Here is a 25,747-nt window from a genome sequence, read left to right on the forward strand (position 1 = left end):
TCTCGACCCCAACTCCCGGTCCGCAGCCGACGGCTCCTCCCGTGTGCCCGCGGCACCCCGACCGTGTGTCCTACGTGCGCTGCCAGCGCTGCGGGCGGCCGACGTGTCCCGAGTGCCAACGACCTGCCGCCGTCGGGATCCAGTGCGTCGACTGCGTCAAGGAGGCGTCGCGCGCGGTGCCGAGCGCCCGGACGATGTTCGGCGGCACGGTCCGTGGCGGGCGGCCGGTCGTCACGCTGACGATCGTCGGCCTGTGCGTGGTGAGCTGGGTGCTGCAGCTCGTCACGGGCGGCGAGTGGACGCAGCGCTGGGCCTTCGCCCCCTCGGTGGGGCTCGACGAGCCGTGGCGGTTCCTCACCGCCGCGTTCCTGCACTCCACCAGCCCGCTGCACATCCTGTTCAACATGTACGCGCTGTGGCTCACCGGCCCGTTCCTCGAGCAGGCGTTCGGGCGCGGCCGCTTCATCGCGCTCTACGTGCTGTCCGCGATCGCGGGGTCCGTGGGCTACCTGCTGCTCGCCGACCCGACGAGCTACTCCTGGATCACCGCCGTCGTGGGTGCCTCCGGAGCCGTCTTCGGGCTGTTCGGCGCGATCATCCCGGTCCTGCGGCGCACCGGGCGCAGCGCCGCGCAGATCGTCGTGCTCATCGCCATCAACATGGCGATCCCGTTCTTCGTCGGTGGGATCGCGTGGCAGGCGCACCTGGGCGGCCTGGCGGTCGGTCTGGCGATGGGTGCCGGGTTCGCCTTCGCGCCCCGCGAGCGGCAGGCGCTCGTGGGGTGGCTGGTCCCGGCGGGCGTGGCCGTCGTCCTCGTCGCCGCGACCCTGTGGAAGTACGCCTCGGTGGGGATGCTCTGAGCGCCGCCCACAGGGTTGTCCACAGGTGTGGAACGAACTACACGGGTGGAAGACCCGGCGTCAGCGCCAGCGGGTGGTGAGCCCGAAGCCCGCGATGATCAGCACGAATCCGACGGCGAGGTTCCAGGCGCCGAGCGCCGGGATCGGCAGGCCCAGCCCCTGCGCCGTGAGGTAGTACAGGACGATCCATGCGAGGCCCAGCAGCATGAGCGTGAGCATCGTCGGCACCAGCCAGCGCGGGTTGCCCTGCGGCTTCGCCTTCGGCGTCGCCGGCTGCTCGGCGGGCGTGCTCTTCTTCTTGCGGGACTTCGACTCGGGCACGGGGAGGTCTCCTGTCCGGACGGGTGGGCGGCGGCCGCGGGCCGGATGCCCGCCACCGTCGGCGATTCTGTCGACTAGCGTAGTCGTCAGCAGGCTCGAGAAGGACAGCCGCGACCGACCGGAGGGCCGATGAACCGCCGACTGCGCCAGAGCGCGACCGTCGCGTGCGTCCTCGCCGCGTCCGGGCTCCTCTTCACCGCCAGCGCGCAGCTCGCGGACACCAAGGACGGTCGCGACCCGCAGGACCTCGCCGAGCTCGTCACCACGGAGTCCGACCGCGTCGCGGGACTCACCGACCGGATGAACGAGCTCGAGGCCGAGATCGACGACCTCGGCAAGCAGGCCGGCACCGACCTGCCCACGCGGAGCGCCGACCTCGTGGCCGACGAGTCGGTCGTCACGGGTGCCGCGCCCGTCTCGGGGCCCGGGCTGCGGGTGGCGCTCGACGACGCGCCCGCGTCCAGCCAGTCGATCAGCGGGGCGCGGCCGGACGACCTGGTCGTGCACCAGCAGGACGTGCAGCACGTGATCAACGCGCTGTGGGCGGGCGGGGCCGAGGCGATGACGCTGCAGGGCGAGCGCGTCACCGCGACGTCGGCGTTCCGCTGCTCCGGCAACATCCTGCTGCTGCACGGCAAGGTCTTCTCCCCTCCGTACGTGATCGAGGCCGTGGGCGACCCCCAGCAGCTCCGGGCGTCGCTGGACGCGGACCCGGGCGTCGCGATCTACCAGCAGTACGTCGACTGGGTCGCCCTCGGGTGGTCGGTCAAGGACGCGGGCACCCTCGAGCTCCCCGCCTACACCGGCAGCTCCGAGATGAAGTACGCGACCGTCCCCGCCGGCACGGACGTGTTCTCGTGAGCGCCGCGACCGTCGTGAGCACCGCGCTGCCGGGCCGGCGATGGCGTGGCCGCCGTCCCGCCCCGCAGCCCGCCTGACCACTCCCCCGAAGCGAGACAGCCATGACCAGCCCCACCCCCACGACCGCCGGCCCGCGCATCCTCGTGGTCGACAACTACGACTCGTTCGTCTACACGATCGTCGGCTACCTGGACCAGCTCGGGGCGCGCACCGTCGTCGTGCGCAACGACGCGGTGCCCGAGCCCGACGCGGACGGCGTCTTCCACGACGCGGACGGCGCGCCCTTCGACGGCGTGCTCGTCTCCCCCGGCCCGGGTACCCCGAAGGAGGCGGGCTCGTCGGAGGACGTCATCCGCGCCTGCGCGCGCTCCCGCACGCCGATGCTCGGCGTCTGCCTGGGCCACCAGGCCCTCGCGGAGGTGTACGGCGCCACGGTGGCGCACGCGCCGGAGCTCATGCACGGCAAGACCAGCCTGGTGGAGCACGACGGCGACGGCGTGCTCGACGGTCTGGCGTCGCCGTTCACGGCGACGCGCTACCACTCGCTCGCGGTGCTCCCGGAGACCGTGCCCGCCGAGCTCGAGGTGACCGGCGCGACGGCGAGCGGCGTCGTCATGGGGCTGCAGCACCACGAGTTGCCGCTGCACGGGGTGCAGTTCCATCCAGAGTCCGTGCTCACCGAGGGCGGGCACCGGCTCCTCGCCAACTGGCTCGCCGTGTGCGGCGACGACGGCGCGGTCGCGCGGTCCGTCGGCATGGCGCCGCTGGTGCACCAGGGCTGACGCCACCGGGCACGGACGAGCCCGTCAGGACCGCAATGTCCTGACGGGCTCGTCCGTTCCTTTGGTGCTCGACCGCTCGTCTCAGTCGGGGAGGATGCCGAGCGGGTCGCCGTCGTCGCCGGCGTTGTCGGACTCGCCGTCGGTCGCCTCGCCGCTCGGTTCACCGCTCGGCGTCTCGCCCGCCTCCGGCCCGCTGGACACCACGACGGCGACGTCGGAGCCGACCTCGGCCTCGCCGCCCTCCGGGTCCTGGGAGATCACGGTGCCGTTCGGCACGTCGTCCGAGGGCTCGAAGGTGATCTGCGGGTTCAGGCTCGCGCCGCTGATAGCGGCCTGGGCATCTGCAGCAGTCTGCCCGACCACGTTCGGCACCGTCGTCATCTCCGGGGCCTTCTTCTTGGCGATGACGATCGAGACGCCGCTCCCCTGCGGCACCGAGCCGGCCTGCGGGCTCTGGCGGATCACCGTGCCCGGTTTCTTGTCGCTCTCCTCCGTGCTGGTCTCGGAGTTGAGCCCGAGGTTGGTGATCGTCTCCTTGGCCTTGTCCTCCGTCATGCCCAGCAGGTTCGGCAGGTCGACCTGCCCGGTGGAGACGACGATGTCGACGGCCGATCCTTCGCTGACCGCCTGGCCCTCGGCCGGGTCGGACTTGATGACGTGGTCCTTCTCGACGCCCTTGCTGTTCTCCTGCGAGACGTCGCCGAGGGTCAGCTTCGCCTTCTCGAGCTCGTCGGAGGCCTCGTCCTCCGTCATGCCCGAGAGGTCGGGCACCGCGACGGTGTCCGGGCCGGCGGAGAACGTCACGGTCACGGTGGTGCCGCGGTCCACCTCCGTGCCGCCGGTCGGGTTCTGGTCGAGGAACGTGTTCTCGGGCTCCGTGGACTCCGTGTCGGTCGCCTGCTCGTACTCGAGCCCGGCGGCCGTGATCGCGCGCTCCGCCTCGGCGGGGGTGACGTTGGACTGGAGCTCGGGCACGGTCGTCTTGGCCTCGGCGTCGTTCATGACGAGGAACGTGATGATCGCGGCCAGCGCGACGGCGCCGATCGCGATGAGCGTCCACATGAGGCCCTTGCGGCTCTTCTTCTCGTCGTCGGGCTCGCCGTTCGCGCCCTGCACCCCGGTGGTGCCCCACTGCGACGTGCTCGCGGGGTCCATCACCTGGGTGCCCTGGGGCTGGCCCATGACCTGCGTCGCCGCGGCGCCGGCGGCGGCCGCTCCGAGGAGCGGCGCGGTGACGTCGCCGCCGCGCAGCGCCGTCTCGAGGTCCGCGCGGAACTCCGCCGCCGTGGAGTAGCGGGCGTCGCGGTCCTTCGTGAGGGCCTTGAGCACGATGCGGTCGAGCACCTCGGGCACGTCCGAGGCGAGCTCGCTGGGGCGCTGCGGCGCCTGCCCGACGTGCTGGTACGCCACGGCGACCGGGGAGTCGCCCATGAACGGCGGGCGCCCGGTGAGCAGCTCGAACAGCACGCAGCCCGTGGAGTACAGGTCGCTGCGGGCGTCCACGGTCTCGCCGCGGGCCTGCTCGGGCGACAGGTACTGGGCCGTGCCGATGACGGCGTGCGTCTGCGTCATCGTCGCGGCGGAGTCAGCCATCGCGCGGGCGATGCCGAAGTCCATCACCTTGACCGCACCCGTGGGCGTGATCATCACGTTCGCGGGCTTGATGTCGCGGTGCACGATGCCGGCCTGGTGCGAGTACTCCAGCGCGCTGAGGATGCCCGCCGTGATCTCGACGGCCTCCTCGATCGGCACGGCCGCGCCGTCCTGCAGGATGTCGCGGACCGTGTGCCCCTCGACGTACTCCATGACGATGAACGGGACGTGCACGGACGCGCCCTGCGTGTCCGTGTGCGTGTCCTCGCCGGTGTCGTAGACGGCGACGATGGCGGGGTGGTTCAGCGCGGCGGCAGACTGGGCCTCGCGACGGAACCGCGCCAGGAAGGACGGGTCGCGGGCGAGGTCGGACCGCAGCACCTTGATCGCGACGGTGCGACCCAGGCGCGTGTCGTGCCCGATGTGCACCTCGGCCATGCCGCCGCGGCCGATGAGCTCACCGACCTCGTAGCGGCCGGCGAGTACCCGGGGCGTGTTGTCCACCACTCAGAAGTCCTTCTCGGTCATGGCCGCGCGCGGGGCGCGCGGCGTGTCTCGGAGCATCATCCCAGAGGAGGGACGCGCACCCGTGCGGGAGGGGCGGGAGACCGCGAGGGCCGGTCCCACCAGGAGGGCCGCCGCGTGGCCCTCGGCGTCGGCCGCCATGGCCTGCACGAGGGTGGCGAGCAGCAGGACGACGAGGAGGCCGAGCAGCGCGATCAACGGCCAGGAGAGGCGTCCGAGCGGGCCGAAGCGCTGGCCCGTCGAGGTCGACGTGCGGCGCGCCGGCTTGGCCTCGGGCGCGGAGCGCGACGTCGAACGGCTCCGGGTGCCGGTCGACGGGGCCTTGCGCACCGGGGGACGGCGGGCGTCGTGGGTGCCGGCGCGCACCTCGCGGCGCCGCGGGTACGCACGTCCGGCGGCGAGGCCGTCGACCGGGGTCTGCGGGGTGGGCTCGTCGCTGGGGACGACCGCCGCGGGCTCGGCGGGCGTCGCACGCTCGTCCTCGGACGGCGTCACCGCAGTCCACGCGACCGGCATCGCCGCCGACGGCGGGGTGGAAGGGCTCCCAGGGCCGGCAGGAGCGGCAGGAGCGGCAGGTCCGGCGGGTCGTGGCGCCGTGGGCGCGGCGTGCGCGGGGACGGCACGCGCCGGGCGGGCGCCCTGGCGCGCCGCCGCGGCACGCCGCGCAGACCGGGACCGGGCGCCGAGCGGGTCCTCCGCGATCTCGCGGGCGAGCGAGTCGAGCTCCCCCGCGAGGGCGGCGGCCGACTCGGGCCGACGCGACGGGTCCTTCTCGAGCATGCGCCCGATGACGTCCGCGAGCCCAGGGTGCACGTGCGTGGGCAGCGGCGGTACCGGCGCGTTGACGTGCGCGACGGCGATGTCGACCGGCGTCGAGCCCGTGAACGGGCGCTTGCCCGCCGTCGCCTCGTACGCGACGACCCCGAGCGCGTAGACGTCGGACGCCGCCGTCGCGGGCTGCCCCACCGCCTGCTCGGGCGACAGGTACTGCGCCGTGCCCATGACCATGCCGGTCGCCGTCATGGGGGCCTGGTTGGCGGCGAGCGAGACGCCGAAGTCGGTGATCTTCACGCTGCCGCCGTGCTCCAGCAGGATGTTGCCGGGCTTGACGTCGCGGTGCACGACTTTGGCCAGGTGCGCGTGGTGCAGCCCCCGCGCCGTGGCGGCGAGGATCGGCAGCAGCTTGCGGGGCGCGACGACGGGCTCGCGCTCGAGCAGGTCGGCCAGCGGCTCGCCCAGCACCAGCTCCATGACGAGGAAGCCGGCGCCGTCCTGCTCGCCGTAGTCGTACATCTGCGCGATGTTCGGGTGCGACAGGGCGGCGCTGTTGCGCGCCTCCGTGCGCAGGCGGCGCAGGAAGTCCTCGTTGCCGGTGTACTCCTCGCGGAGCACCTTCACCGCGACCTCGCGGCCCAGGTAGCCGTCGTCGGCCACCCAGACCTCGCCCATGCCGCCGATGGCGATACGGCGCGTGAGGCGGTACCGCTCGCCGAGCGCGAGCCCCGTGGCCGGCCTCATCCGTTCAGCACCGCTTCCATGACGGCCTTGGCGATCGGCGCGGAGACCGAGCCGCCGGTGGCCTGGCCGCCGAGGTCGCCGCCGTTCTTGACGACGACGGCGACCGCGACCTGCGGGTCCTCCGCCGGCGCGAAGCCGGTGAACCACACGTGCGGCGGCTGGGAGTTGTCGCCGTGCTGGGCGGTGCCGGTCTTGCCGGCGACGGTGACGCCGGGGATCTGGGCGCTCGTACCCGACCCGGACTCGACGACGCTCTTCATCATGTCCGTGAGCTGGCCCGCGGTCTTCTCCGAGACGGCGCGGCCGAGGCTCGACGGCGAGGTCTCACGGACCACCTCGAGCTGCGGGTCCCGCACGGTGTCCACCGAGAAGGGCTGCATGACCTCGCCGCCGTTCGCGATCGCCGCGGAGATCATGGCGACCTGCAGCGGCGTGGTGGCGACGCTGCCCTGGCCGATGCCGGACAGCTCGACCTGCGCCGTGTTCATCTCGTCCGGGTCCGGGTCGTACTGGCTCGCCGCGGTCGAGAACGGGACCTCGAACCGCCTGCCGACCCCGAACTTCTCGGCCTGCTCGTTCATCGCATCGGCGCCGAGCTCGCCGCCCAGGCCGAGGAAGGCGGTGTTGCAGGAGATCCGCAGAGCGTCGGCCAGCGTCATCTTCCCCGACGACGCGCACGACGTGCCTGCGAAGTTGCCGACCTGCGTGTTCGTGCCCGTCAGGGTGTACGAGGACGGCGCGTCGATCACCGTGTCAGGCGTGTAGTCGCCGCTCTCGAGCGCAGCGGCGGTCGTGACGAGCTTGAACGTCGACCCGGGGGGCGGGTTCCAGGACGTCGCGCGGTTCACCAGCGGTTCGTCGTCGTCGTTGAGCAGGTCGGTGTACGCCTGCCCGGCCTTCTTGGTGGAGTGCGACGCGAGGTCGTTGGGGTCGAAGGACGGCTTGGACACCATCGCGAGGACGGCGCCCGTCTTGGGGTCGAGGGCGACGACGGCGCCCTCCTGGTCGCCCAGGGCGTCCCACGCGGCCTTCTGCGCCTTCGGGTCGATGGTGAGCTCGACGGAGGAGCCCTCCGGGTCGCTACCGGTGAGCAGGTTCTGCAGGCGGTCCACCCAGAGGGCGTCGGCCTGCCCGTTGAGGTAGTCGTTCTCCGCGTGCTCGATCGCCGTCGTGCCGTTGGCCAGCGAGAAGAACCCGGTGAGCGGCGAGTAGAGCTTGCCGTTCGTGTACTCGCGCTGGTAGCCGAACTCGTCGTCGACGGGCTTGGACAGCGCGACGGCCTCGCCGCCGACGACGATCGGGCCGCGGGCGCGCCCGTACTCGGCGTAGATCGAGCGGATGTTGCGGGTGTCGCTGTTCAGCTCGTCGGCGTGGAAGAACTGGATCCACGTGGTCGACACCATGAGCGCCAGGAACATGACCATGACGACGCTCGCGAGCCGGCGCAGGGTCGTGTTCACAGGTGCTCACCTCCAGTCGTTCCTCGGGGATCGTCGCGGCGCGGGTCCAGCGGCCCGCCGAACGCCTCGGTGGGGTGCGACGGCGTCGACCCGCGCGACGGCGCGTCCGCGGCCGACCGCCGGACGGGGACGCCGCCGCCCGGCGTCGTCCCGTCGTGCGCGCCGACCACGATGGGGTCGTGCATGCCGCCGCCCTGCGCGACCGTGCCGCGCATCGGCAGCGCCGACGGGCGCCTGGCGTTGTCGGAGACGCGCAGCAGCAGCGCGATGACGATCCAGTTGGCCAGCAGCGACGACCCGCCCTGCGCCATGAACGGCAGCGTCAGGCCGGTCAGCGGGATGATGCGCGTGATGCCGCCGACGACGACGAAGAGCTGCAGCGCCATGACGAACGCGAGACCGCCGGCCAGCAGCTTGCCGAAGCCGTCGCGCACGGCGATGGCGGTGCGCAGGCCGCGCTGCACGATGAGGAGGTACGTCAGCAGGATCGCGAGCAGGCCGGTGAGGCCGAGCTCCTCCCCCAGCGACGAGTAGATGAAGTCGGAGAAGGCGTACGGCACGAGGTACGGGTAGCCCTCGCCCCAGCCGGTGCCGAACAGGCCGCCCGCGGCCAGCGCGAACGTGCCCTGCACGATCTGGTAGGACCCGCCGACCGCGTTGTACAGCTCGTTGTCGAACGGGTGCAGCCACACGTCCATGCGGGCGCCGACGTGCGGGAACACGCTCGCGGCGACGAGCGCGCCGGCCGCGAACAGCACGAGCCCGATGAGCACCCAGCTGAACCGCTCGGTGGCGAGGTACAGCATCGCGACGAACAGGCCGAAGAACAGCAGCGAGGTGCCCAGGTCGCGCTCGAAGACGAGGACGGCCAGGGACGCCGCCCACACGATGATGATCGGGCCGAGGTCGCGGATGCGCGGCAGCTGCAGCCCGAGCACCTTCTTGCCCGCGAGGGCCAGGGTGTCGCGGTTGGTCACGAGGTACCCGGCGAAGAAGATCGCGAACGCGATCTTGGCGAACTCGGCAGGCTGCAGGGAGAAGCCGGCGATGTTCACCCAGATGCGGGCGCCGTTGATCTCCCGCCCGATGACGGGCAGGAGCGGCAGCACGACGAGCCCGAGGCCCACGAGCATCGCCGTGTACGTGAGGCGGCGGATCCACCGGTGGTCGCGCAGGAACCAGACGAGGAGGATCGCGATGACCGCGCCGAGCGCGGTGTACATCATCTGCGACCAGGCGTCGGCGCCCTTGGTGTCCGCGAGCTGGAGCCGCAGGATCATGGCCAGGCCGAGGCCGTTGAGCAGCACCACGGCGGGCAGGATCACCTGGTCGGCCCACGGCGCGCGGAGACGCAGCACGACGTGCGCCGCCGCGGCGATGCCCACCAGGAGCAGGCTGACGGCCCAGAAGTCGCCGGGCAGCTCGCCCGTGACGCTGCGGCCGACCATCGCGAACGCGCTGATGCCCGCGGCCAGGGCGAGGATCAGCAGGAACAGCTCGGCCAGGCGGGCGGGACGGCGTTCGGTGGGCTCGACCGTGCGCCCGGCGGGGGTCTCGACGTCGACGCTCACCCCTTCGACCCCCCGTCGGCCTTGCTGTCGGCGTCGGCGGGCTGCTTCGTGGGCTTCGCGGTCGACGTGCTCTTCGAGGGGGACGGCGAGCTCGAGGGGCTCGCGGAGGGGGTGGGAGACGGTGACGGCTCGGGGGCGGCCTCGGCGATGAGCCGGTCCGCGCGCTCGCGAGCCTCGGCCTCGGACGACGCCCGGATGGACCCGTCGAGGCGGTCCGCCCAGTAGTCCGGCAGGTCGGAGACCGGGGTGCCGGTGAGCTCCACCGGGGTGGAGAGGGTCAGGGGGCCGGCGCTGGCCGGGATGCCCTGGAAGACCGCGACCTCACCGTCGGAAACGCCGACGTAGTACTGCTCCTGCGTCCACCCGTACGCGCGCCACAGGCCGTACCCGACGCCGCCGAGCACCACGAGCACCACGAGCACGGTGATCCACGGACGGCGCTTGCGGGCGGGCCGCGCGTCGTCGTCCGTGTCGTCGTCCTCGGGGTCGTCCGGGTCGTCGGCCGCGCCCTGCTCGGTGGGCGCGGGGTCGTCGGCCGGGTCGTCGGCCGGGGTCTGGAGGACCGCGGGGAGCTCGCCCGTGGCTGCCGCGCCCACGACCTGCGGCACGGTCGCGCCCTCGACCGGGGCCGCCGTCGCGCCCTCCGCCGCGGGGGCGTCGCCGTCCTCCACGACGTCGGCGACGACGACGGTGATGTTGTCGGTGCTGCCCGCCGTCATGGACAGCGTGATCAACAGGTCGGCGGCCTCGTCGGGCGCCGCGGTCTCGGTGAGCACCTCGGTGATCTGCTCGGGCGAGACGAACCCGGACAGCCCGTCGGAGCAGAGCAGCCACCGGTCGCCGGCGCGCGCCTCGCGCACCGACATGTCGGGCGTGAGGTCGACGTCGAAGTCGCCCAGCACCCGCATGACGACGTTGCGCTGCGGGTGGTGCTCCGCCTCCTCCGGCGAGATGCGGCCCGTGTCCACCAGGTGCTGCACGAAGGTGTGGTCCACCGTGACCTGCGTCAGGCGGCCGTCGCGCAGCAGGTAGGCGCGCGAGTCGCCGAGATGGGCCATCACCAGGGTGGTGCCCGTGTGCAGCAGGGCGGTGACAGTGGTGCCCATGCCGACCAGCTCCGGGTCGGCGTCGCTGACGCGCACCAGGTCCTGCCGGGCGCGCTCCACCGTGTGCTCGAGGTCGGTCAGCGCCTCCTCGGGGCCGTGCTCGGTGCGGTCGAGCGGGGCGAGGGCGGCGATCGCGAGGCGCGACGCGACGTCGCCGCCCGCGTGCCCGCCCATGCCGTCGGCGACGGCCAGCAGGTGCGGCCCGGCGTACGCGGAGTCCTGGTTGTTGGACCGCACGAGCCCGACGTCGGACCGCGCGGCGTAGCGCAGGGTGAGGGTCACGGAGCGGTCACCCCTGGAGCTCGACGACGGACTGGCCGATCCGGACGCCGACACCCGGCGCCAGCGGCTGCGGTCCCGACACCTGGGCGTCCCCGATGAAGGTGCCGTTCGTCGACCCGAGGTCCTCCACGTACCACTGGTCGCCCTGCGGGAAGATGCGGGCGTGGCGCGACGACGAGTAGTCGTCGTCGAGCACGAGGGTGCAGCCCGGCGACCGGCCGATGAGGATCGACGCCGAGGACAGCGGAAGGGTCGTGCCGGCCAGCGGGCCGGTCGTCACGACCAGGCGCGTGGGCCCGCCGCGCCGGGCGGGCGCGGGTGCTGCTGCGGCCGCGGCGCCCGCGGAGGGTGCGGGTGCGGCCTCCGCGCGACGGCGTTCGGACTTGGAGGCGCGCGGGGCGCCCCGGGGCGCCAGGTCGCGCCGCAGCACCGCGATCGCGGAGAGCACGAACACCCAGAGCAGCACCAGGTAGCCCAGCCGCAGCAGGGTGATCGTCAGCTCACTCATCCTGGGGGGATCACCAGCCTTCGTTCTGCTGGCCCGAGGCGCTGCCGGTCCAGAACATGATGCGGGTACGGCCGATGGTCAGGGTGTTCCCGTCGAGCAGCGTGGCCGCGGGCACCTGGTGGCCCTCGACGAACAGTCCGTTCGTGGAGCCGAGGTCGGTCGCGACGACGCCGTCCGGCGTCACGCGGATCTCCAGGTGGCGGCGCGAGACGCCCGGGTCGTCGACGACGATGTCGGCCTCGGCGTCGCGGCCGATGACCGTCACGGGGCCGGTGAGCAGGTAGCGCTGGCCGTCGATGTCGATGAGGGGGTGGCGGGTGGACGGCGCCGCCGACGTGGCGGGGGCGACGTTGCCGCGCACGGTCGCGGAGCGCAGCTGGAAGCGACCGCCCGGCAGGTCCTCGTGCTCCTCGAACGACACGCTGACCGGGCCCACGAAGGCGTAGTGCTGCGAGGCGGCGTACTCGGTGAGGTTCGTGGCCAGCTCGTCGGCCATCGTCTCCGCGCCCCAGGCGTCGATCTGCGAGAAGTCCGCGGACGACAGCTCGATGGTGAACTCGTTCGGCACGACCGTGCGGTCGCGCCCGACGACGGCAGCGCGGTCGTCGATCTCGCGCCGCAGGCGGCTCGCCAGCTCGACCGGCTTGATCTCGCTGTTGCGACCCACCTTCGCGAACGCGTTGTTCATCACGCGCTCCACGCCTTTCTCGAAGCGATCCAGGGCGCCCATGCCACCTCCTCCCATTGGCCCGACACGTCCGCGGGCAGACTATCTAGATCGTAGGCAGCGCCGCAGCACCACTCCTCCGCGCGGTGTGGATTTCCTGCGAACGCTCGGCGCAGAAGCGGGACCGGCAGGTCACGGTGCGGTGACGGCCGCCACGCTCGCCACCAGTGGCGGGACCATGCCCTTTCCGGGGTGCGCGAGGCCCTCGCCAGGCGATTGGGGAGCACCCCCCGCGCCGTGCTAATCTTCTGCGGCACGCGCGAGTGGCGGAATAGGCAGACGCGCACGGTTCAGGTCCGTGTGCCCGAGAGGGCGTGGGGGTTCAACTCCCCCCTCGCGCACGTGAGGAGGGTTTCGGCTTCAGGGTCGGAACACCTTCGGAAAGTCCCGGTCAGGTTCTCCTGGCCGGGACTTTCTGCGTTCCGCGGGGTGCGATCTGGCTGGGCGACGGCGCGGGCCCCGCTTCCCGACGTCGAACCGGGGTGAAGTCCCGTCGTGCGGGCAGCGGGAGGATGACGTTGACGAGGCGGTCGTCGGGTAGACCGTGCTCCGAGCGAGAGTTGTCCATGCACCCGCGCCGAGATGGCCCGCCATGGCGCCCTGACCCTGGCCACGAGGTTGCCGGTCTACTTCGCCGACCCCGCTCGCCCTGGCGGCGACCCTCCACGAGAAGCCTGGAGCATGTGCCAACAGCGAGGACGGGGTGCCATGGCCTCAGCCCATGGAGTTGTCCGGCGGGGCAACGCCGCGACCGTCTGCGGTGGTCGCGTGGCCACGTGGAGGCGCCGTCGAGTCGCCGGCTTCGGAACGCTGCAACACAGCTCGCCACGCTGACCGTCGCGGGGCTGGCGGCTCACCGTCGTCGCTGCACGCCCTCCTGGTGTGCCGCCGGGGTCCAGGGGTGTCTGACGATCCGGTCAGGGTGTGCTCGACGCTCCCGGGGCTCAGCAGTTGCGCCAGGCCAGAGCATTTCGTCGTTACCGGCGAGCTGGTGCCGTCCCGACCGGCGTGCGCCCGCTGAAGACGCCGCTCAGCAGGCAGCGATTCGGACCGTCGGACCGTTTCAGGCTGTGAAGGTCGAAGAACCGACGCCTCATGCCTACCGATCGGTGAGGAAGCGGGTGTCTGTCTGGCCCGGGCCCTCTGCGCACCCACGGAGGCGGCTGAGCGTGCGCTGAGCGGGTGAAATCTTCGGCCCTCGGGCGACGGCAGCGTGCCGCGCGGGAGGGCGGCGCGGGAGGCGGGGGCCGATCGATCAGCCCCCGCGAGGCCCGGCATCCCGGGCCTGCGCGACCTGTCGGCCCGCCGGCGAGGCCGCTCTCCGGTATCCGCTACTGCAGGTCCTGGGCGGTCCGGGCGGTGGTTTCGGCGGGCACATATCACGGGCACCTGAATAGGATCCGCGCGGCTCACTTCTCCCCTCGAAAGGGTCCCCATGCGCATCCTGTCCAAGCTCGCGGTCACTACGGTGGCGGCGGCCTCGCTCTTGCTCGGCACCGCCGTCGCTCCCGCGACCGCAGCCACCGCCCCGGCGATCGACGTGACCTCGATCAAGGTCACGCCCTCCAACGGCAGCACGGGGACCAACTCCGCGACGAAGTACTACGACGTCCGCACGAGCGTGAAGCTCGGCAACCTCAGCGGCTACGGCCAGTACTGGTGGGCCGACATCTCCGCCGACGTCTACCGCGGCAGCACCCGCGTCGCGAAGAACGTCGACCTGGGCTCGGTCGCCTCGCAGAACTACAAGAGCCTGGACACCTACATCGCCGCGAAGTCGTCCTGGGGCCGCGGCACCTTCAAGGTGAAGAACGTGCGCGTGGTGGTCGACACCGACTACAACTCGACCACGCCGGACGTCACGCTCAAGGACGCCTCGTACTCCAGCGGCACCTTCATGATGAAGTCCTCGATCGACGGCAAGCTCAAGTACGGCAACGTCATCCAGGTGACCTCGAGCGGCAGCCACAAGACCGTCAAGATCGGCCTGAAGAGGTACACCCCGTCCGGCTGGCACTCGTACTCGTACGCCAAGGTGAAGGTGCAGTACAAGAACTCCACCGGCTGGCACACGCGCAAGACGATCACCCTGGACAAGTACGGCCTGAAGACCTACAAGTTCACGGCCTCGCACAAGTACAACTACCGTGTCACGATCGCTCCGACCACGACCAACGGGGGCGGCACGACCACCGCGACCCCGAAGGTCTGACGCGTCGCACCACGCAGCAAGGGCCTCCGGCCCGGGACGTCCCTCCCACGTCCCCGGGCCGGAGGCCCTTCTCGCACCCGAGATCAGCGCCTCCGCGCGCGACGTGTCCGTCAACTCTCGTGCGCGAACGGCGTGGTCAAGCTTGTCTACGACGTCGTGCGCTGACGGCGTCCCAGGAGACGGTTCAGTAGACGAGGTTCAGCAACCGGCTGGCGACGACGGCGGTGACCGTGGTCCAGCCGACGATCGCCACCGCCTGCCAGACGAGCACGCGGGCCTTGCCGACGCCGGACGCCACCAGCATCGAGGCCGTGAAGTGGGTCGGCAGCAGCAGCGGGCCGAGGAGGCTGACGCCGGGGACGCCGTAGCGCTCGTACGCGCGCTGGAACTTCGCCCGGCGGGCGCTGTGTCGGTCGTCCGCCGGCTCGGCCGGGATCGTCGCGTCCTTCACGGCACCGGAGCCCACCGGGACGGCGCTGCGCTGCCGGGTCTTCGCGCGACGGCGGTTCACGACCGCGTCGCGGGCGCCGGCGCTGGCCAGCACGACGGCGGTCACGGCGAGGAAGTTGCCGACCATCGCGGCGCCGGCCGCGACGGCGGGGTGGATCCCGCCGAGGATGCCGATGGTCGCGCCGCCCTCCCCCTCGATGAAGGGGATCATGGCCGCGACCGCGACGATCAGCGGCTGGGCGAGCTCGGGGACCTGGGCGACCAGGTCCTGGAACGTGTCGACGAGGTTCACGGTGTTCTCCCTGGGTGTCGGGCGTCATGGGCTTGTCCCCAGTCCACCCGGGGCGGGGAGCACCTGGTAGTGCCCCCCGTCACCGGCTCCTGTGTCGACCGCACGTCTGGGCCATGACATGTGTCATGCGGTGCGGGCGTCGGCGGGACGAGGTGGTGGCACGCGGGCGGCCGCGCCACGATGACGTCATGCCCGCGCCCGCCGTCGTGGAGATCGCGTGCGACGAGTCGGGGTTCTCCGGGACGAACCTGCTGGACCCGGCGTCGCCGGTGATCGCGCACGCGGGGGTGGACCTCACCCGCGAGGAGGCGGCGGCGGTGCTCGGCACGCTGCGGTCGCGGTTCAACCACCGTCGGACACGGGAGCACAAGGCCCACCTGCTCCTGCGGCCGGGGCAGCCGGAGGCGTTGGAGTGGTTCCTGGCGGAGCTGGCGGGCCGCTCGACGGTGCACGTCGTCGACAAGCGCGACCACGTCGCCGGGCGGGTGCTCGACCTGCTCACGGGCGAGCCGTCGTACCTCGACGGGTCGCGCCTCGGCCGCGACCACGGCCGCGCGGTCGCGGTCCTGCGAGGCCGGGGCGACGTCCTCGCCGCGTTCGTCGCGATGACGCACCTCAAGCACCGGCGCCGGCCGGACCCTGCTGCCGTCGGCCGTTTCCTCGCCCTCGTCCCGGGCGTGGTGGCCGACGGCGTGCCGGAGCTGGCCGGCCTGACCCTGCGGGACGTCGTGGCGGTCCTGGACCGGCTGCTCGACGGCGACCCCGCCGTCCCGCCGCCGCTCGAGCCGCTGGTGCCGGCCCTGGCCGAGACGGTGCTGCGATGGAGCGACGGCTACCGCTCGGTCGTCGTCGTGCACGACGAGCAGAGCGCGCTCACGCGGCAGCGGACCGCGGTCCTGGCCGCGAGCCTCGCCGCCGCGGCGTCGCCCGCTCCTCCGCCCCTCCTCGGGGTGCGGCAGGTGGACTCCCGCCACGATCCGCGCGTGCAGGTCGCCGACCTCCTGGCCGGGTGGGCCCGGAGCTCTGCGGAGCCCGCTGCCTGACGCCCGGCGGCGCCGTCAACCGTCAGCCCCACCCGGCACCGGGTGAAATTGGGGGTTGCGCTCCGGGAAACCGGTCCCCTACGGTCAAGAAACCGGTTGCTGTGATCTGTTCGTAACCAATGTGGGTGGCGGACAGCGGTCGTACCGCCGTGCGGAGCGGCCTCGGCACCGGCTGCAAGTCCCGCGTTCGACGACGAAGGTGAGGCAGCAACGATGAGACGGCAAGCAGCGCGACGACTCCTGGCGGCGGGGGTGACGACGTCCTTGGCCGCCGCGATCGGAGTGACCGCCCTGACGCTCCCCGGCGCTCAGGCGGCAGAGACCGGCCCGACCGGGTTCGCCACCCAGAACGGTGGCACGACGGGCGGCTCCGGCGGCGCCGTCGTGAAGGCGACGACCGGCACCCAGATCCACGAGGCGCTGTGCGGCCGCGCCTCGGAGGACACCCCGATCACCATCCAGGTCGAGGGCACGATCAACCACGGCAACACGAGCAAGGTCTCGGGAGACAGCTGCAACACCGCGGACGGCGTGATCGAGCTGAAGCAGATCAGCAACGTCACGCTCGTCGGGGTGGGCAGCGGCGCCACGTTCGACCAGGTGGGCATCCACATCCGCGAGGCCAGCAACATCATCATCCAGAACGTCACGGTCAAGAACGTCAAGAAGTCGGGCTCCCCGACGTCCAACGGCGGCGACGCGATCGGCATGGAGTCCGGCGTCTCGAACGTGTGGGCCGACCACGTGACGCTCGAGGCCTCGGGCGGCGAGTCCGAGGGCTACGACGGCCTCTTCGACATGAAGGGCGACACGAAGTACGTGACGCTCTCCTACAGCATCCTCCGCGGCTCCGGCCGCGGCGGACTCGTCGGCTCGGGCGACAGCGACCTGGGCAACGGGCCGGTCACCTACCACCACAACCTCTACGAGAACATCGACTCTCGCCTCCCCTTGCTGCGCGGGGCGACGGCCCACATCTACAACAACCACTACGTCGACATCCACGAGTCGGGGATCAACGCGCGCGCCGGCGGCAAGGCGAAGGTCGACAACAACTACTTCCAGGACTCGAAGGACGTGCTCGGCACGTTCTACACCGACCTGCCGGGCTACTGGCAGGTCGCCGGGAACACCTTCGACAACGTCACGTGGTCGGAGCCGGGCGAGGACAACAACCCCGCCGGCCCGAACCCGACGTCCACGACGACGGTCAGCATCCCCTACGACTACTCGCTCGACGACGCCGGCTGCGTGCCGGACGTCGTCGCCGCGACCGCCGGGGCGAACAAGGGCCTCAAGGTGTCCGACGGCTCGTGCGAGGCGACGACGCCGGACCCGACCGACCCCACGGACCCGCCGACCGAGGAGCCCACCGACCCGCCGACCGGTGAGCCGACCGACCCGCCGACGGAGGAGCCGAGCGGCACCAACCTCAGCCTGGGCGCCGGCGCGGACGGCTCGACCAAGGCGTCGGGCAGCAGCTTCGGCAACGTGACCGACGGCAACCTGAGCACCTTCTGGTCGCCGACGAGCACCACGGGCCGCGTGTCCGTCAAGTGGGCCGCCCCGCAGACGGTGGCGCAGGCCAAGGTCGTCGAGGCGGCCGGCTCCGAGGGCACGATCACCGCGTTCCGCATCGTCAACCACGACAGCGGCGCCGTCCTCGCGACCGGCAGCCGCGCGGGGGTCGTCAACCTGCCCACGACCACGCTGAGCAAGCTCGACCTCGAGATCACCGGCGCCTCCGGCACACCGAAGGTGGCCGAGCTCGAGACGTACGCCGGCCAGGGCTCCACGGACCCGACGGACCCGCCGACGGACCCGACGGACCCCACGGACCCGACGGACCCGCCGACCCCGAGCGGTGAGGTCATCTACGCCGCGCCCGACGGCTCGGCCGGCGCGGCCGGCACCGAGGCGGACCCGACGACGGTCGCCGCGGCGATCGCCGCCGTCGAGCCGGGCGGGGCGATCTACCTGCGCGGCGGCCAGTACGACCTGGCCGACACGCTCACGATCGAGCCGGGCAACGACGGGACGTCGTCGGAGCGCACGCTCCTGTCGGCGTACCCGGGCGAGAAGCCGGTGCTCGACTTCTCCGCCCAGGCCGAGGACTCCGCCAACCGCGGCCTCGCCATCGGGGGCAACTTCTGGCACGTGTACGGCATCACCGTGCAGAACTCGGGCGACAACGGCATCCTGCTCGGCGGCGACGACAACGTGATCGAGCGCGTCGTCACCCGCGGGAACGCCGACACGGGCCTGCAGATCGCCCGCCTGGTCGCCGGTGCGCCGAAGGCGGAGTGGCCGTCGGACAACCTGGTGCTCAGCTCGGAGTCCTACGACAACGTCGACTCCGACGGCGAGGACGCGGACGGCTTCGCGGCCAAGCTGACGGTCGGCGAGGGCAACGTGTTCCGCGACTGCGTGGCGCACAACAACATCGATGACGGCTGGGACCTGTACGCCAAGTCCGACACGGGCCCCATCGGCGTGGTGACCATCGAGGACTCGCTCTCCTACGAGAACGGCACCCTGTCGGACGGCTCGCAGGCCGGCAGCGGCGACCGCAACGGCTACAAGCTGGGCGGCGAGGACATCCCCGTCGACCACGTGATCACGGGCAGCATCGCCTACGAGAACGGCAAGCACGGGCTCACGTACAACAGCAACCCGGGCTCGATCACGGTCAGCGACAACGTGAGCATCGGCAACGAGGAGCGCAACTTCAACTTCGACGAGGGCACGCACCGGTTCAGCGGCAACGTGTCGTGCGACAGCGGGTCGAACGACCGGATCGTCGGCAGCGACGACGGCACCAACCAGTTCTGGTCCGGCTCCAACGGCTCCGCGTGCGGCGCCTACGCGGGCGACCTCGACTGGTCCTTCGCCGCGGACGGCTCGCTGGAGGTGACCTTCGGCTGAGCCGATCCGCCCCTGACGGCGCGCCCTGCGCGGGCGCGCCGTCACCCCGACCCCGGCCGGCCCGTCGACCCCTCCGACGGGCCGGCCGGCCCGTGCTGCGGGCGTCCGGCCTGCGCATCCCCGCGGCGGCCCCGTGGCATCCTGGCCCCGTCCGTGACGTCGAGGGCCAGGAGACAGCAGATGAGCGCCGGGACGGGGCTGCCGTTCGTCACGGGCGACGAGGTCCGCCGCCGGATCGGGCCCGACGACGCCCGCCGGCTGGTCGAGCGGGCGCTGGCCGACGGGTTCGACCCGGCCGACGACCCGGCACGGTCGTCGGTGGCCGCCGGCCCGGGGCACCTGCTGCTCATGCCGTCGGTGCTCGGCGACTGGGCCGGGGTGAAGATCGCGTCCGTGGCCCCGGACAACCCGGCCCGCGGCCTGCCGCGCATCCAGGCGACCTACCTGCTGCTCGACGCCGCCACGCTCACCCCGCGGCTGCAGATCGACGGGTCGGCGCTCACCGAGCTGCGCACGCCCGCGACCTCGGCGGTCGCGGTCGACCACCTCGCCGCGGCGGACGCGCGGCGCCTGGTCGTCGTCGGCACCGGGCCGCAGGCGGTGGAGCACGCGGTCGCGATGGCGGCGGTCCGCGACCTCGACGACGTCGCGCTCGTCGGCCGCGACCCGGGGCGCCTGGCGGCGGCCGTCGAGGCGCTGGTCGCGCGTGGCCTGCCGGCCCGCGCGGGAGGCACGGCCGACGTCGCCGACGCCGACCTCGTGGTGTGCGCGACGTCGGCGGGCGCGCCGCTCTTCGACGGCGCCCTGGTGCGCGACGGCGCGTGCGTCGTGGCCATCGGCTCGCACGAGCCCGACCGTCGCGAGCTCGACGCCGGGCTCATGGGGCGGGCGCTCGTGGTCGTCGAGGACCGTGCGACCGCGATGCGCGAGTGCGGCGACGTGGTCCTCGCCGTCCACGAGGGCGCCCTGCGTGTCGACGACCTCGTGCCGCTCGCCGACGTCGTGCGCGGGCACGCCCGGGCCACGGACCGGCCGAACGTCTTCAAGGGCTCCGGCATGTCGTGGCAGGACCTCGCCGTCGCGGTCGGCGTCGCGGAGACGGACGAGGCCTGAGCCGGCGGGCGGTGCTCAGGCGAGGCCGAAGAACGCCGCAGCCTCGGTGAGCACCGTGCCGGCGCGCTCGGTGCCGACGAACCCGTGCTCGGCGCCGGGAAGCTCGACCAGCCGGCAGGGCACGCCGTCGCGGCGGCAGGTGTCCGCGAGCTCCCGCGCCTCGGGGCGCAGCGAGTCCAGCTCTCCCACGGCCACCAGCGTGGGCGGCAGCCCGCGCGCGGAGCGCTGCAGGCGCGGCGCGTCAGCGGGCTCGATGCCGGTCCACGCGCGCATCGCGTACGTGGAGAGCTCGCGGCCCGGCCCGCCCGGCAGGTCGTCGTCGTAGGTCTCGAGCGACAGGTCGAGGTTGGGGTTGGTGAGCAGCAGGCCGGCCAGCGGGTGCGCGGTGCGCGCGGCGGCGAGGACGGCGACGGCGCCGCCTGCGGAGTCGCCGTCGAGGTAGAGCCGGTCGAAGCCGTCGCCGGCGAGCAGGTCGAGCGCGGCGAGCGCGTCCACGACGGCGTCGTCGAGCCTCGCCTCCGGCGCGAGCCGGTAGTCGACGGCGAGCACGACGACGCCGAGCGCCTCGGCGGCCCGCCGGCACCAGCCGTCCTGCAGCTCGAGGTCGCCGAACAGCCCGTACCCGCCGTGCAGGAAGACCACCGCGGCGCCGGGGCGACGGCGGTCGGGCGTGTAGCGGCGCAGCGCGACGCCGTCGGTCGCGAGGTCCGTCACCGCACCCGCGAACGGCCGCCGCGGGCGGGCGACGGCGCGCTCGTGGGCGCCGCGCCGGAGCGCCGCGACGTCGGGCACGCCCTCCGGCTCGGGAGTCACGGGACGATCCTCACCCGTCAGGCGCGGAGCGTCCGGGCCACGAGACGGACGGCGATGCCGAGGAGCAGCAGCCCGAGGGCCAGCAGCGGGAGCGTGCCGCCGCCGAACCCCGTCTCCGGCAGCGTGCCACCCGGCGTCGTCGGACGGGCCGTGTTCGTCAGCGTGACGGCGTTGAGCCGCTCGTCGTTCGCGTGGATCACCACCCAGCCGTCGTCGTCGGGCTCGAGCGTCTGCCCGTTGATCGCCCAGCGCGGCGCGGCCCACGTGCTGCCGTCGACGGCGGGCGGGTCGGCCTCGCGGATCTCGACCGTGGTGCCCAGCGGGACGTCGTCCGCCACGAACGGGTCGCCGAGCACGAGGTCGCCCTCCTGGACGGGGCCGTCGTCCACGCGGTACTCGACCGGGAAGCGGGTGCCGTCGGGCAGGTCCGCACCCTCGACCAGCTTCTCCACCCGCAGGGTCGTGATGGGGACGGCCGAGTTCGTCACCGTGAAGGCCCTGGTGCCGGTGCCCTCGTCGATCGTCACGCTGCTGCCCGGGGACCAGGTCGGGACGGCCGAGGTCCAGCCGTCGGGCAGCATCGCGTCGGAGGGCGGGTCCTCGGTGACGTGCACCGTCGTCCCCACCGGGAACTCGCGGTCCGGGCCGACGGCGGAACCGTCGGCCGGCACGGTGAGCACCCCCTCGTCGGTGCTGCCGTCGGGCAGGGTGGCGGTCCACGGCACGGCGAACCCGTCGCCGCTCACGTCGCCCGGGTCGGCGCCCTCGAGGGCCTTCGAGACCTCGAACGTGCCGTGCTCCACCGTGGCGGAGTTGGTGACGACGACCTCGGCGGTCTCACCATCACCCACCGTGAGCTCTGCCGGCGTGATCGTGGGCTCGCCCCAGTCCCAGCCGGGGAGGTCGGGCAGGTCCGCCTCGTCGAAGGTGACCGTAGTGCCGACGGGGAAGTCGAGCGGGTCGCCGTCGGCGTCCGTCGGGGCCACCGGCTCGCCGTCCGGGGCGAGGGTGGTGGAGCCGCTGGTCGTGGTGCCGTCGACATAGGTCGCCGTCCACCCCACCGTGAACCCCGTGCCCTCGGGCACGTCCTCGGCCTGCGGACCGTCGAGCGTCTTGGACAGCTCGAACGTGCCGGTCGCCACCTGCCCGACGTTGGACACCTCGAGCGCGACGGTCTCGTCACCCGTCAGCTCGATCGGGTAGAAGCCGTCCTCGTCCGGGTCGGTGAGCGGCTCCCCGTTCACGGTGAGCACCGGGTCCTCCCACGTGATGCCGTCGTCGCCCGTCGGCGCGGGCTCCTGCACCCACACCGTGCTGCCGGCGGGGATGGGCTCGCCGTCGAGCAGGGTGTCGATCGTGATGGGGTCGCCGACGGCGATCTCCCGCTGCCGGGCCTCGCGCGGACCGCCCGGCGGGTCGAACGTGTAGGCGATCGAGAACTGCGGTTCCGGGTCGACCGGCGCGTCCAGGTCGAGCACCTTGACGACGCTGAACGACGCCGTCCCCGACTCGGGCACCAACAGGTTCGTCAGATCGACCGTCACGGCCTCGCCGCCGCGCTCGATGGTGAACTCCTGGCCCGGGCTCCACGTGGGGTCTCCCCAGTCGTAGCCGTCCGGCGCCGCGCCGGCGTCGACCTCCACGAGGCGGATCACGGTGCCCACCGGGAAGGTCACCGGGTCCCCCTGGTCGTCCACCGGGCCCTGCGGCGTGAAGGTGCCGTCCGCGTTCGCCACCAGCTCGATGGTGCCGGAGGCCGTGCCCACGCCACCCCCGGGGAACTCCGCCTCCCACCGGACCGTGACGGTGGTGCCCTCGGGCACCGTCGGCGGGTCCTCGGTGCCGTCCGACGCGGTCTTGGCGACCTCGAAGGTGCCGGTCGTGCGCTCCGCGGTGTTCGTCACCGTCGTGGCCACGACGCCGTCGCCGTCCGCGGTGATGGTCACCGGGTTCGGGGCCACGGACGGCGCCCCCCACTCCCAGCCGGGCACGGCGTCCGGCGTCTGCTCCTCGAACGTGATCACGGTGCCGACAGGGAAGGTCTGGGGGGTGCCGTCCACCGCCGTCGGGCGCACGGGCGAGCCGTCGGCGGGCAGCTCGAGCGTCCCGGTGTACAGCACCTCGCCGTCGGGCGACGTGGCGGTCCAGTCCACGGCGAAGGTGGTGCCCTCCGGCAGGTCGCCCGCGGTGATGCCGTCGAGCTCCTTGTCCACCTCGAACGTGCCCCGCGGCTCGCCGCACGGGATCGTGCTCGCGAACAGGAACGAGTGCACCTCGCCGCCCAGCAGGGTGACGTCCCGCCCCATGACCTGGCCGTCGAGGGGCGCGGCGTCGACCGTGACGTCGGCGAACGGCGCGAAGATCGAGCCGTCGATGCGGCTGCCGGTGTTCTCGACCGTCACGTTCCCCGTCACCGCCGACAGGTCCCACAGGATGTACGGGGAGAACTGGCCCTGCGGGTCGACGCGCAGGCCGTGCACGTCGGTGGTCCCCGCGGGCACGCGGATGATCAGGGGGTTCGCCTGGCCGGGGGTGGGGCTGCCCGCCGAGAACTGGAGCAGGCTCGCACCCGCGACGTCCTCGTACGCGACCACGTTCGGGCGGTCGGCCGCGAGGGGGGCGAGCACCTTGCGGTCGCCGTCGTCCTCCGCGACCGTCACGTGGTGCGCGTCCTGGCTGTCGGGGTCCGCCATCGCCGCGAGGCACTGCGCGCTCTCCTCGGTGGTCGCGTCCTGGTTCGCCTGCACGTACCCGGCGACGACGTCCTGGGTGCCGCCCGTCTGCGCCGTGAAGATCGACGTGTTGCCGCCCGTCGGGGGCTCCGCGTCGGCCGGGTACGTCTGGGCCGTCGCGTCGATGAGGGGAGGGGTGGAACCGGGCTGCGACAGGCGCACCCAGTTCTCGCCGCGCGCCGACGTCTCGTACGGCCCGAGATCGCGGTCCACCAGCTTCAGCGTGCCGACGTTCTCCGGGGTGGTCGCGCCGCGGCTCGTGACGTTGACCTCGCCGACGTTCCGGCCCGTGTCGGGGTCGAAGCGCCCGATCAGCAGGCGGTTCGGGTCGCCGTCGACGGTGGGGACCGTGTAGTCGGCGGTGCCGGCGGCGACGTGGATCACGGCCCACTGCTCGGCCGTCGTCCGCGCGAAGTTCCGGCCCGCGGCCAACGAGCCCTCGAGCTCCTGGTTGCCGGCGAAGGCGTCGCGCTGCGCGTAGACGGTGTAGCCGCCGGCGGACGTGAACGGGTTGACGTCGCCCTCGGCCGCGGCCGCCGGCGGTGCCGTCGCCGTCTGCGCCCCGAGGCCCACCAGCCCACCCAGCGCGAGCGCGGCGGCCAGCAGGCCGCTCGTCGTCCTGCGCCCGACCGCCGTGCTCGTCCTTCGCATGTGTCGCCCCCGAGACATCACAGACATCGCGTACCCTCGCGACACTCTAGGGACGGGCGATCGTGGGCGCTGCGTGGTCGCGCTCCCAACTTTCGGGGCCGCTTTCGGGGCCCCGGCTGAACGGCCGGCGAACGCTCGGCGAACATCTCCGCGGAGCGCCTCTGACCGGGTCACCGGGTGGCCATACTTCCGCCTGTGCACGACGAGATCGCCCGCCTGGCCCGCCACGTCGCCCCCCGCCGGACGGCGCGCGTGGCGTCGGTCGCGGCGCTGGCGCAGCCGGTGCTGGTGGTGGGTTCCACGCTGCCCGTCGGGCAGCTCGAGGTGATCTTCCGGCGTCCGGAGGTGGGATCGGTCGCCGTGCAGGACGACACGGAGCCCGCCCGCACCGGCATCGTCACGCGGGCCGGTCTCACGGCGGCGCTCACCGGGCGCCTCGGGTACGGGCGCGGTCCTGGAGCGACGCCCGACCGGGGCGGTCGCGGACTGGTCGCCCCTCGTCGTCGAGCCCGGCACGGCGCTGGCGGACGTCGCGACGCTCGCGATGGCCCGCACCGCGGACCGGCGGTACGACGACGTCCTGGTGAGCGGGCCGTCGGGCTGGGGCGCGGCGAGCACGGCCGACGTGATGCGCGCCGTCGTCGCCGAGCTGGCCGAGCGTTCCACCCACGACCCGTTGACCCGCCTGCCGGGGCGCGCCGCCACCTGGTACGCGCTGCGGCACCGCTGCGCGCTCGTGCGCGGCGGAGCGACCCGTGTGGTGCTGGTGCTGCTCGACGTGCGGGGCATGGCGAGGCTCAACGCCGACCACGGGCAGGACACCGGGGACGCGGTGCTCGGGGAGCTCGCGGCGCGGATCGGTGCGGCGCTGCCCGCCGGCTGCGAGGCGGGTCGTGTCGAGGGCGACGGCTTCGCCGTCCTGGCGACGTTGCCGGCGATGGACGACATCCAGGCCGCGGCCTCCGCGGACGCCCTGCGCCAGCACCTGCTCGCGCAGGTCGCCGCGCCGTCCGGAGGGCTGGAGGGCGGGCTCGACGGCGTGGCGTGGCCGGCGCTGCACTCGGCCGCCGCGTGGTCGGTGGCCGGTGCCGCCGACACGGACCAGCTCGTCGCCCAGGCGGAGCGGCGCCTGCTGCGGGAGCGCCGCGCGGCGATGCTGGTCTGACGACCGCCCAGGACCACTCCTCCCCCGGACAGCAAAGAGCCCGCGGGCCGGAGGTCGAACCTCCTGCCGTGCTGGACGAGGGCACGGCACCCGCGGGATCCGGTGGTCGCGAGGAACTCGCTACCCGTCCCGTGCGCCGAACGGTCCGACGAATGATCAGGTCGTCAGGCCGACAGCGCGAAACGCTCAAGGGCGCACGCGACTAGCGCGCGACCACCTCATGGGTCCGAAGAGTCT

19 protein-coding genes and 1 tRNA gene are annotated in these 25,747 nt (G+C 73.0%); 9 read left to right on the plus strand and 11 right to left on the minus strand.

The features are described 5' to 3' along the window. Positions 1–176: 176 nt before the first annotated feature. The gene (locus tag ACH443_RS09025; protein WP_429762798.1) at positions 177–860 is read left to right on the plus strand and encodes a rhomboid family intramembrane serine protease; all 684 of its coding nucleotides are present in this window, start codon (positions 177–179) and stop codon (positions 858–860) included. A 60-nt stretch (positions 861–920) separates the two neighbouring features. On the opposite strand, the gene ACH443_RS09030 is transcribed toward ACH443_RS09025, so the two are convergent. Beyond that, entirely contained in the window at positions 921–1,181 is a 261-nt protein-coding gene (locus ACH443_RS09030; RefSeq protein WP_429762797.1) for a cell division protein CrgA, read from the minus strand. Between the two features lie 129 nt (positions 1,182–1,310). Here ACH443_RS09030 and ACH443_RS09035 point away from each other — a divergent pair, with 129 nt between their 5' ends. Together ACH443_RS09035 and ACH443_RS09040 are read left to right on the plus strand one after the other, a co-directional pair. Next, on the plus strand, positions 1,311–2,042 hold the full coding sequence (locus tag ACH443_RS09035; protein ID WP_429762796.1) for a DUF881 domain-containing protein: 732 nt from the start codon (positions 1,311–1,313) through the stop codon (positions 2,040–2,042). Between the two features lie 101 nt (positions 2,043–2,143). Next, positions 2,144–2,824 carry an aminodeoxychorismate/anthranilate synthase component II gene (locus ACH443_RS09040; RefSeq protein WP_430590098.1) on the plus strand — a complete coding sequence of 227 codons (681 nt, stop codon included), beginning with the start codon at positions 2,144–2,146 and terminating at the stop codon, positions 2,822–2,824. A gap of 81 nt (positions 2,825–2,905) precedes the next feature. Here the strand turns inward: ACH443_RS09040 and pknB are convergent, their stop codons facing one another. Genes pknB through ACH443_RS09075 form a run of 7 tightly spaced genes read right to left on the minus strand, consistent with a single transcriptional unit; the run spans position 2,906 to position 12,117 of the window. Further along, positions 2,906–4,924 (minus strand): Stk1 family PASTA domain-containing Ser/Thr kinase, encoded by a 2,019-nt coding sequence (pknB, locus tag ACH443_RS09045; protein WP_430590099.1) that lies wholly within the window; start codon positions 4,922–4,924, stop codon positions 2,906–2,908. Further along, complete coding sequence (locus tag ACH443_RS09050; RefSeq protein ID WP_430590100.1) at positions 4,925–6,460, minus strand: protein kinase; 1,536 nt, start codon at positions 6,458–6,460, stop codon at positions 4,925–4,927. After that, entirely contained in the window at positions 6,457–7,920 is a 1,464-nt protein-coding gene (locus tag ACH443_RS09055) for a peptidoglycan D,D-transpeptidase FtsI family protein (RefSeq protein ID WP_430555621.1), read from the minus strand. Before ACH443_RS09055 ends, ACH443_RS09050 begins: the two co-directional genes overlap by 4 nt. Beyond that, the gene (locus ACH443_RS09060) at positions 7,917–9,491 is read right to left on the minus strand and encodes an FtsW/RodA/SpoVE family cell cycle protein (protein ID WP_430555622.1); all 1,575 of its coding nucleotides are present in this window, start codon (positions 9,489–9,491) and stop codon (positions 7,917–7,919) included. The genes ACH443_RS09055 and ACH443_RS09060 overlap by 4 nt, the downstream gene beginning before the upstream one ends. Continuing rightward, on the minus strand, positions 9,488–10,879 hold the full coding sequence (locus tag ACH443_RS09065) for a Stp1/IreP family PP2C-type Ser/Thr phosphatase (RefSeq protein ID WP_430590101.1): 1,392 nt from the start codon (positions 10,877–10,879) through the stop codon (positions 9,488–9,490). Before ACH443_RS09065 ends, ACH443_RS09060 begins: the two co-directional genes overlap by 4 nt. Positions 10,880–10,886: 7 nt before the next feature. Beyond that, a complete protein-coding gene (locus tag ACH443_RS09070; protein ID WP_430555624.1) occupies positions 10,887–11,387 on the minus strand; it encodes an FHA domain-containing protein in 501 nt (166 codons plus the stop codon). 10 nt (positions 11,388–11,397) lie between these two features. After that, a complete protein-coding gene (locus ACH443_RS09075; RefSeq protein WP_429762788.1) occupies positions 11,398–12,117 on the minus strand; it encodes an FhaA domain-containing protein in 720 nt (239 codons plus the stop codon). Positions 12,118–12,371: 254 nt separating this feature from the next. Between ACH443_RS09075 and ACH443_RS09080 the strand changes: the two genes are divergently transcribed. Continuing rightward, a tRNA-Leu gene (locus ACH443_RS09080) sits at positions 12,372–12,455 on the plus strand. A gap of 1,094 nt (positions 12,456–13,549) precedes the next feature. Beyond that, positions 13,550–14,326, plus strand: coding sequence for a hypothetical protein (locus tag ACH443_RS09085; RefSeq protein WP_430590102.1), 777 nt, complete (start codon positions 13,550–13,552; stop codon positions 14,324–14,326). Positions 14,327–14,510: 184 nt separating this feature from the next. On the opposite strand, the gene ACH443_RS09090 is transcribed toward ACH443_RS09085, so the two are convergent. Continuing rightward, on the minus strand, positions 14,511–15,068 hold the full coding sequence (locus ACH443_RS09090) for a small multidrug efflux protein (RefSeq protein ID WP_430590103.1): 558 nt from the start codon (positions 15,066–15,068) through the stop codon (positions 14,511–14,513). Positions 15,069–15,256: 188 nt separating this feature from the next. Between ACH443_RS09090 and ACH443_RS09095 the strand changes: the two genes are divergently transcribed. From ACH443_RS09095 to ACH443_RS09105, 3 genes are all read left to right on the plus strand, one after another. Next, positions 15,257–16,111: a DUF3800 domain-containing protein gene (locus ACH443_RS09095; protein WP_430590104.1), complete on the plus strand. Its 855-nt coding sequence runs from the start codon at positions 15,257–15,259 to the stop codon at positions 16,109–16,111. A gap of 213 nt (positions 16,112–16,324) precedes the next feature. Then, the gene (locus tag ACH443_RS09100; protein ID WP_430590105.1) at positions 16,325–19,036 is read left to right on the plus strand and encodes a polysaccharide lyase family 1 protein; all 2,712 of its coding nucleotides are present in this window, start codon (positions 16,325–16,327) and stop codon (positions 19,034–19,036) included. A 180-nt stretch (positions 19,037–19,216) separates the two neighbouring features. Then, positions 19,217–20,149: an ornithine cyclodeaminase family protein gene (locus ACH443_RS09105; RefSeq protein ID WP_430590106.1), complete on the plus strand. Its 933-nt coding sequence runs from the start codon at positions 19,217–19,219 to the stop codon at positions 20,147–20,149. Positions 20,150–20,164: 15 nt separating this feature from the next. On the opposite strand, the gene ACH443_RS09110 is transcribed toward ACH443_RS09105, so the two are convergent. Together ACH443_RS09110 and ACH443_RS09115 are read right to left on the minus strand one after the other, a co-directional pair. Then, entirely contained in the window at positions 20,165–20,962 is a 798-nt protein-coding gene (locus ACH443_RS09110) for an alpha/beta hydrolase fold domain-containing protein (RefSeq protein WP_430590107.1), read from the minus strand. Positions 20,963–20,979: 17 nt separating this feature from the next. After that, complete coding sequence (locus ACH443_RS09115) at positions 20,980–24,345, minus strand: DUF5979 domain-containing protein (RefSeq protein ID WP_430590108.1); 3,366 nt, start codon at positions 24,343–24,345, stop codon at positions 20,980–20,982. A gap of 544 nt (positions 24,346–24,889) precedes the next feature. On the opposite strand from ACH443_RS09115, the gene ACH443_RS09120 reads away from it, so the two are divergent. Beyond that, positions 24,890–25,510, plus strand: coding sequence for a GGDEF domain-containing protein (locus tag ACH443_RS09120; protein ID WP_430590109.1), 621 nt, complete (start codon positions 24,890–24,892; stop codon positions 25,508–25,510). Positions 25,511–25,747: the final 237 nt, after the last annotated feature.

The organism is Isoptericola sp. NPDC019571, from assembly GCF_044389385.1.
GTDB lineage: Bacteria > Actinomycetota > Actinomycetes > Actinomycetales > Cellulomonadaceae > Isoptericola > Isoptericola nanjingensis.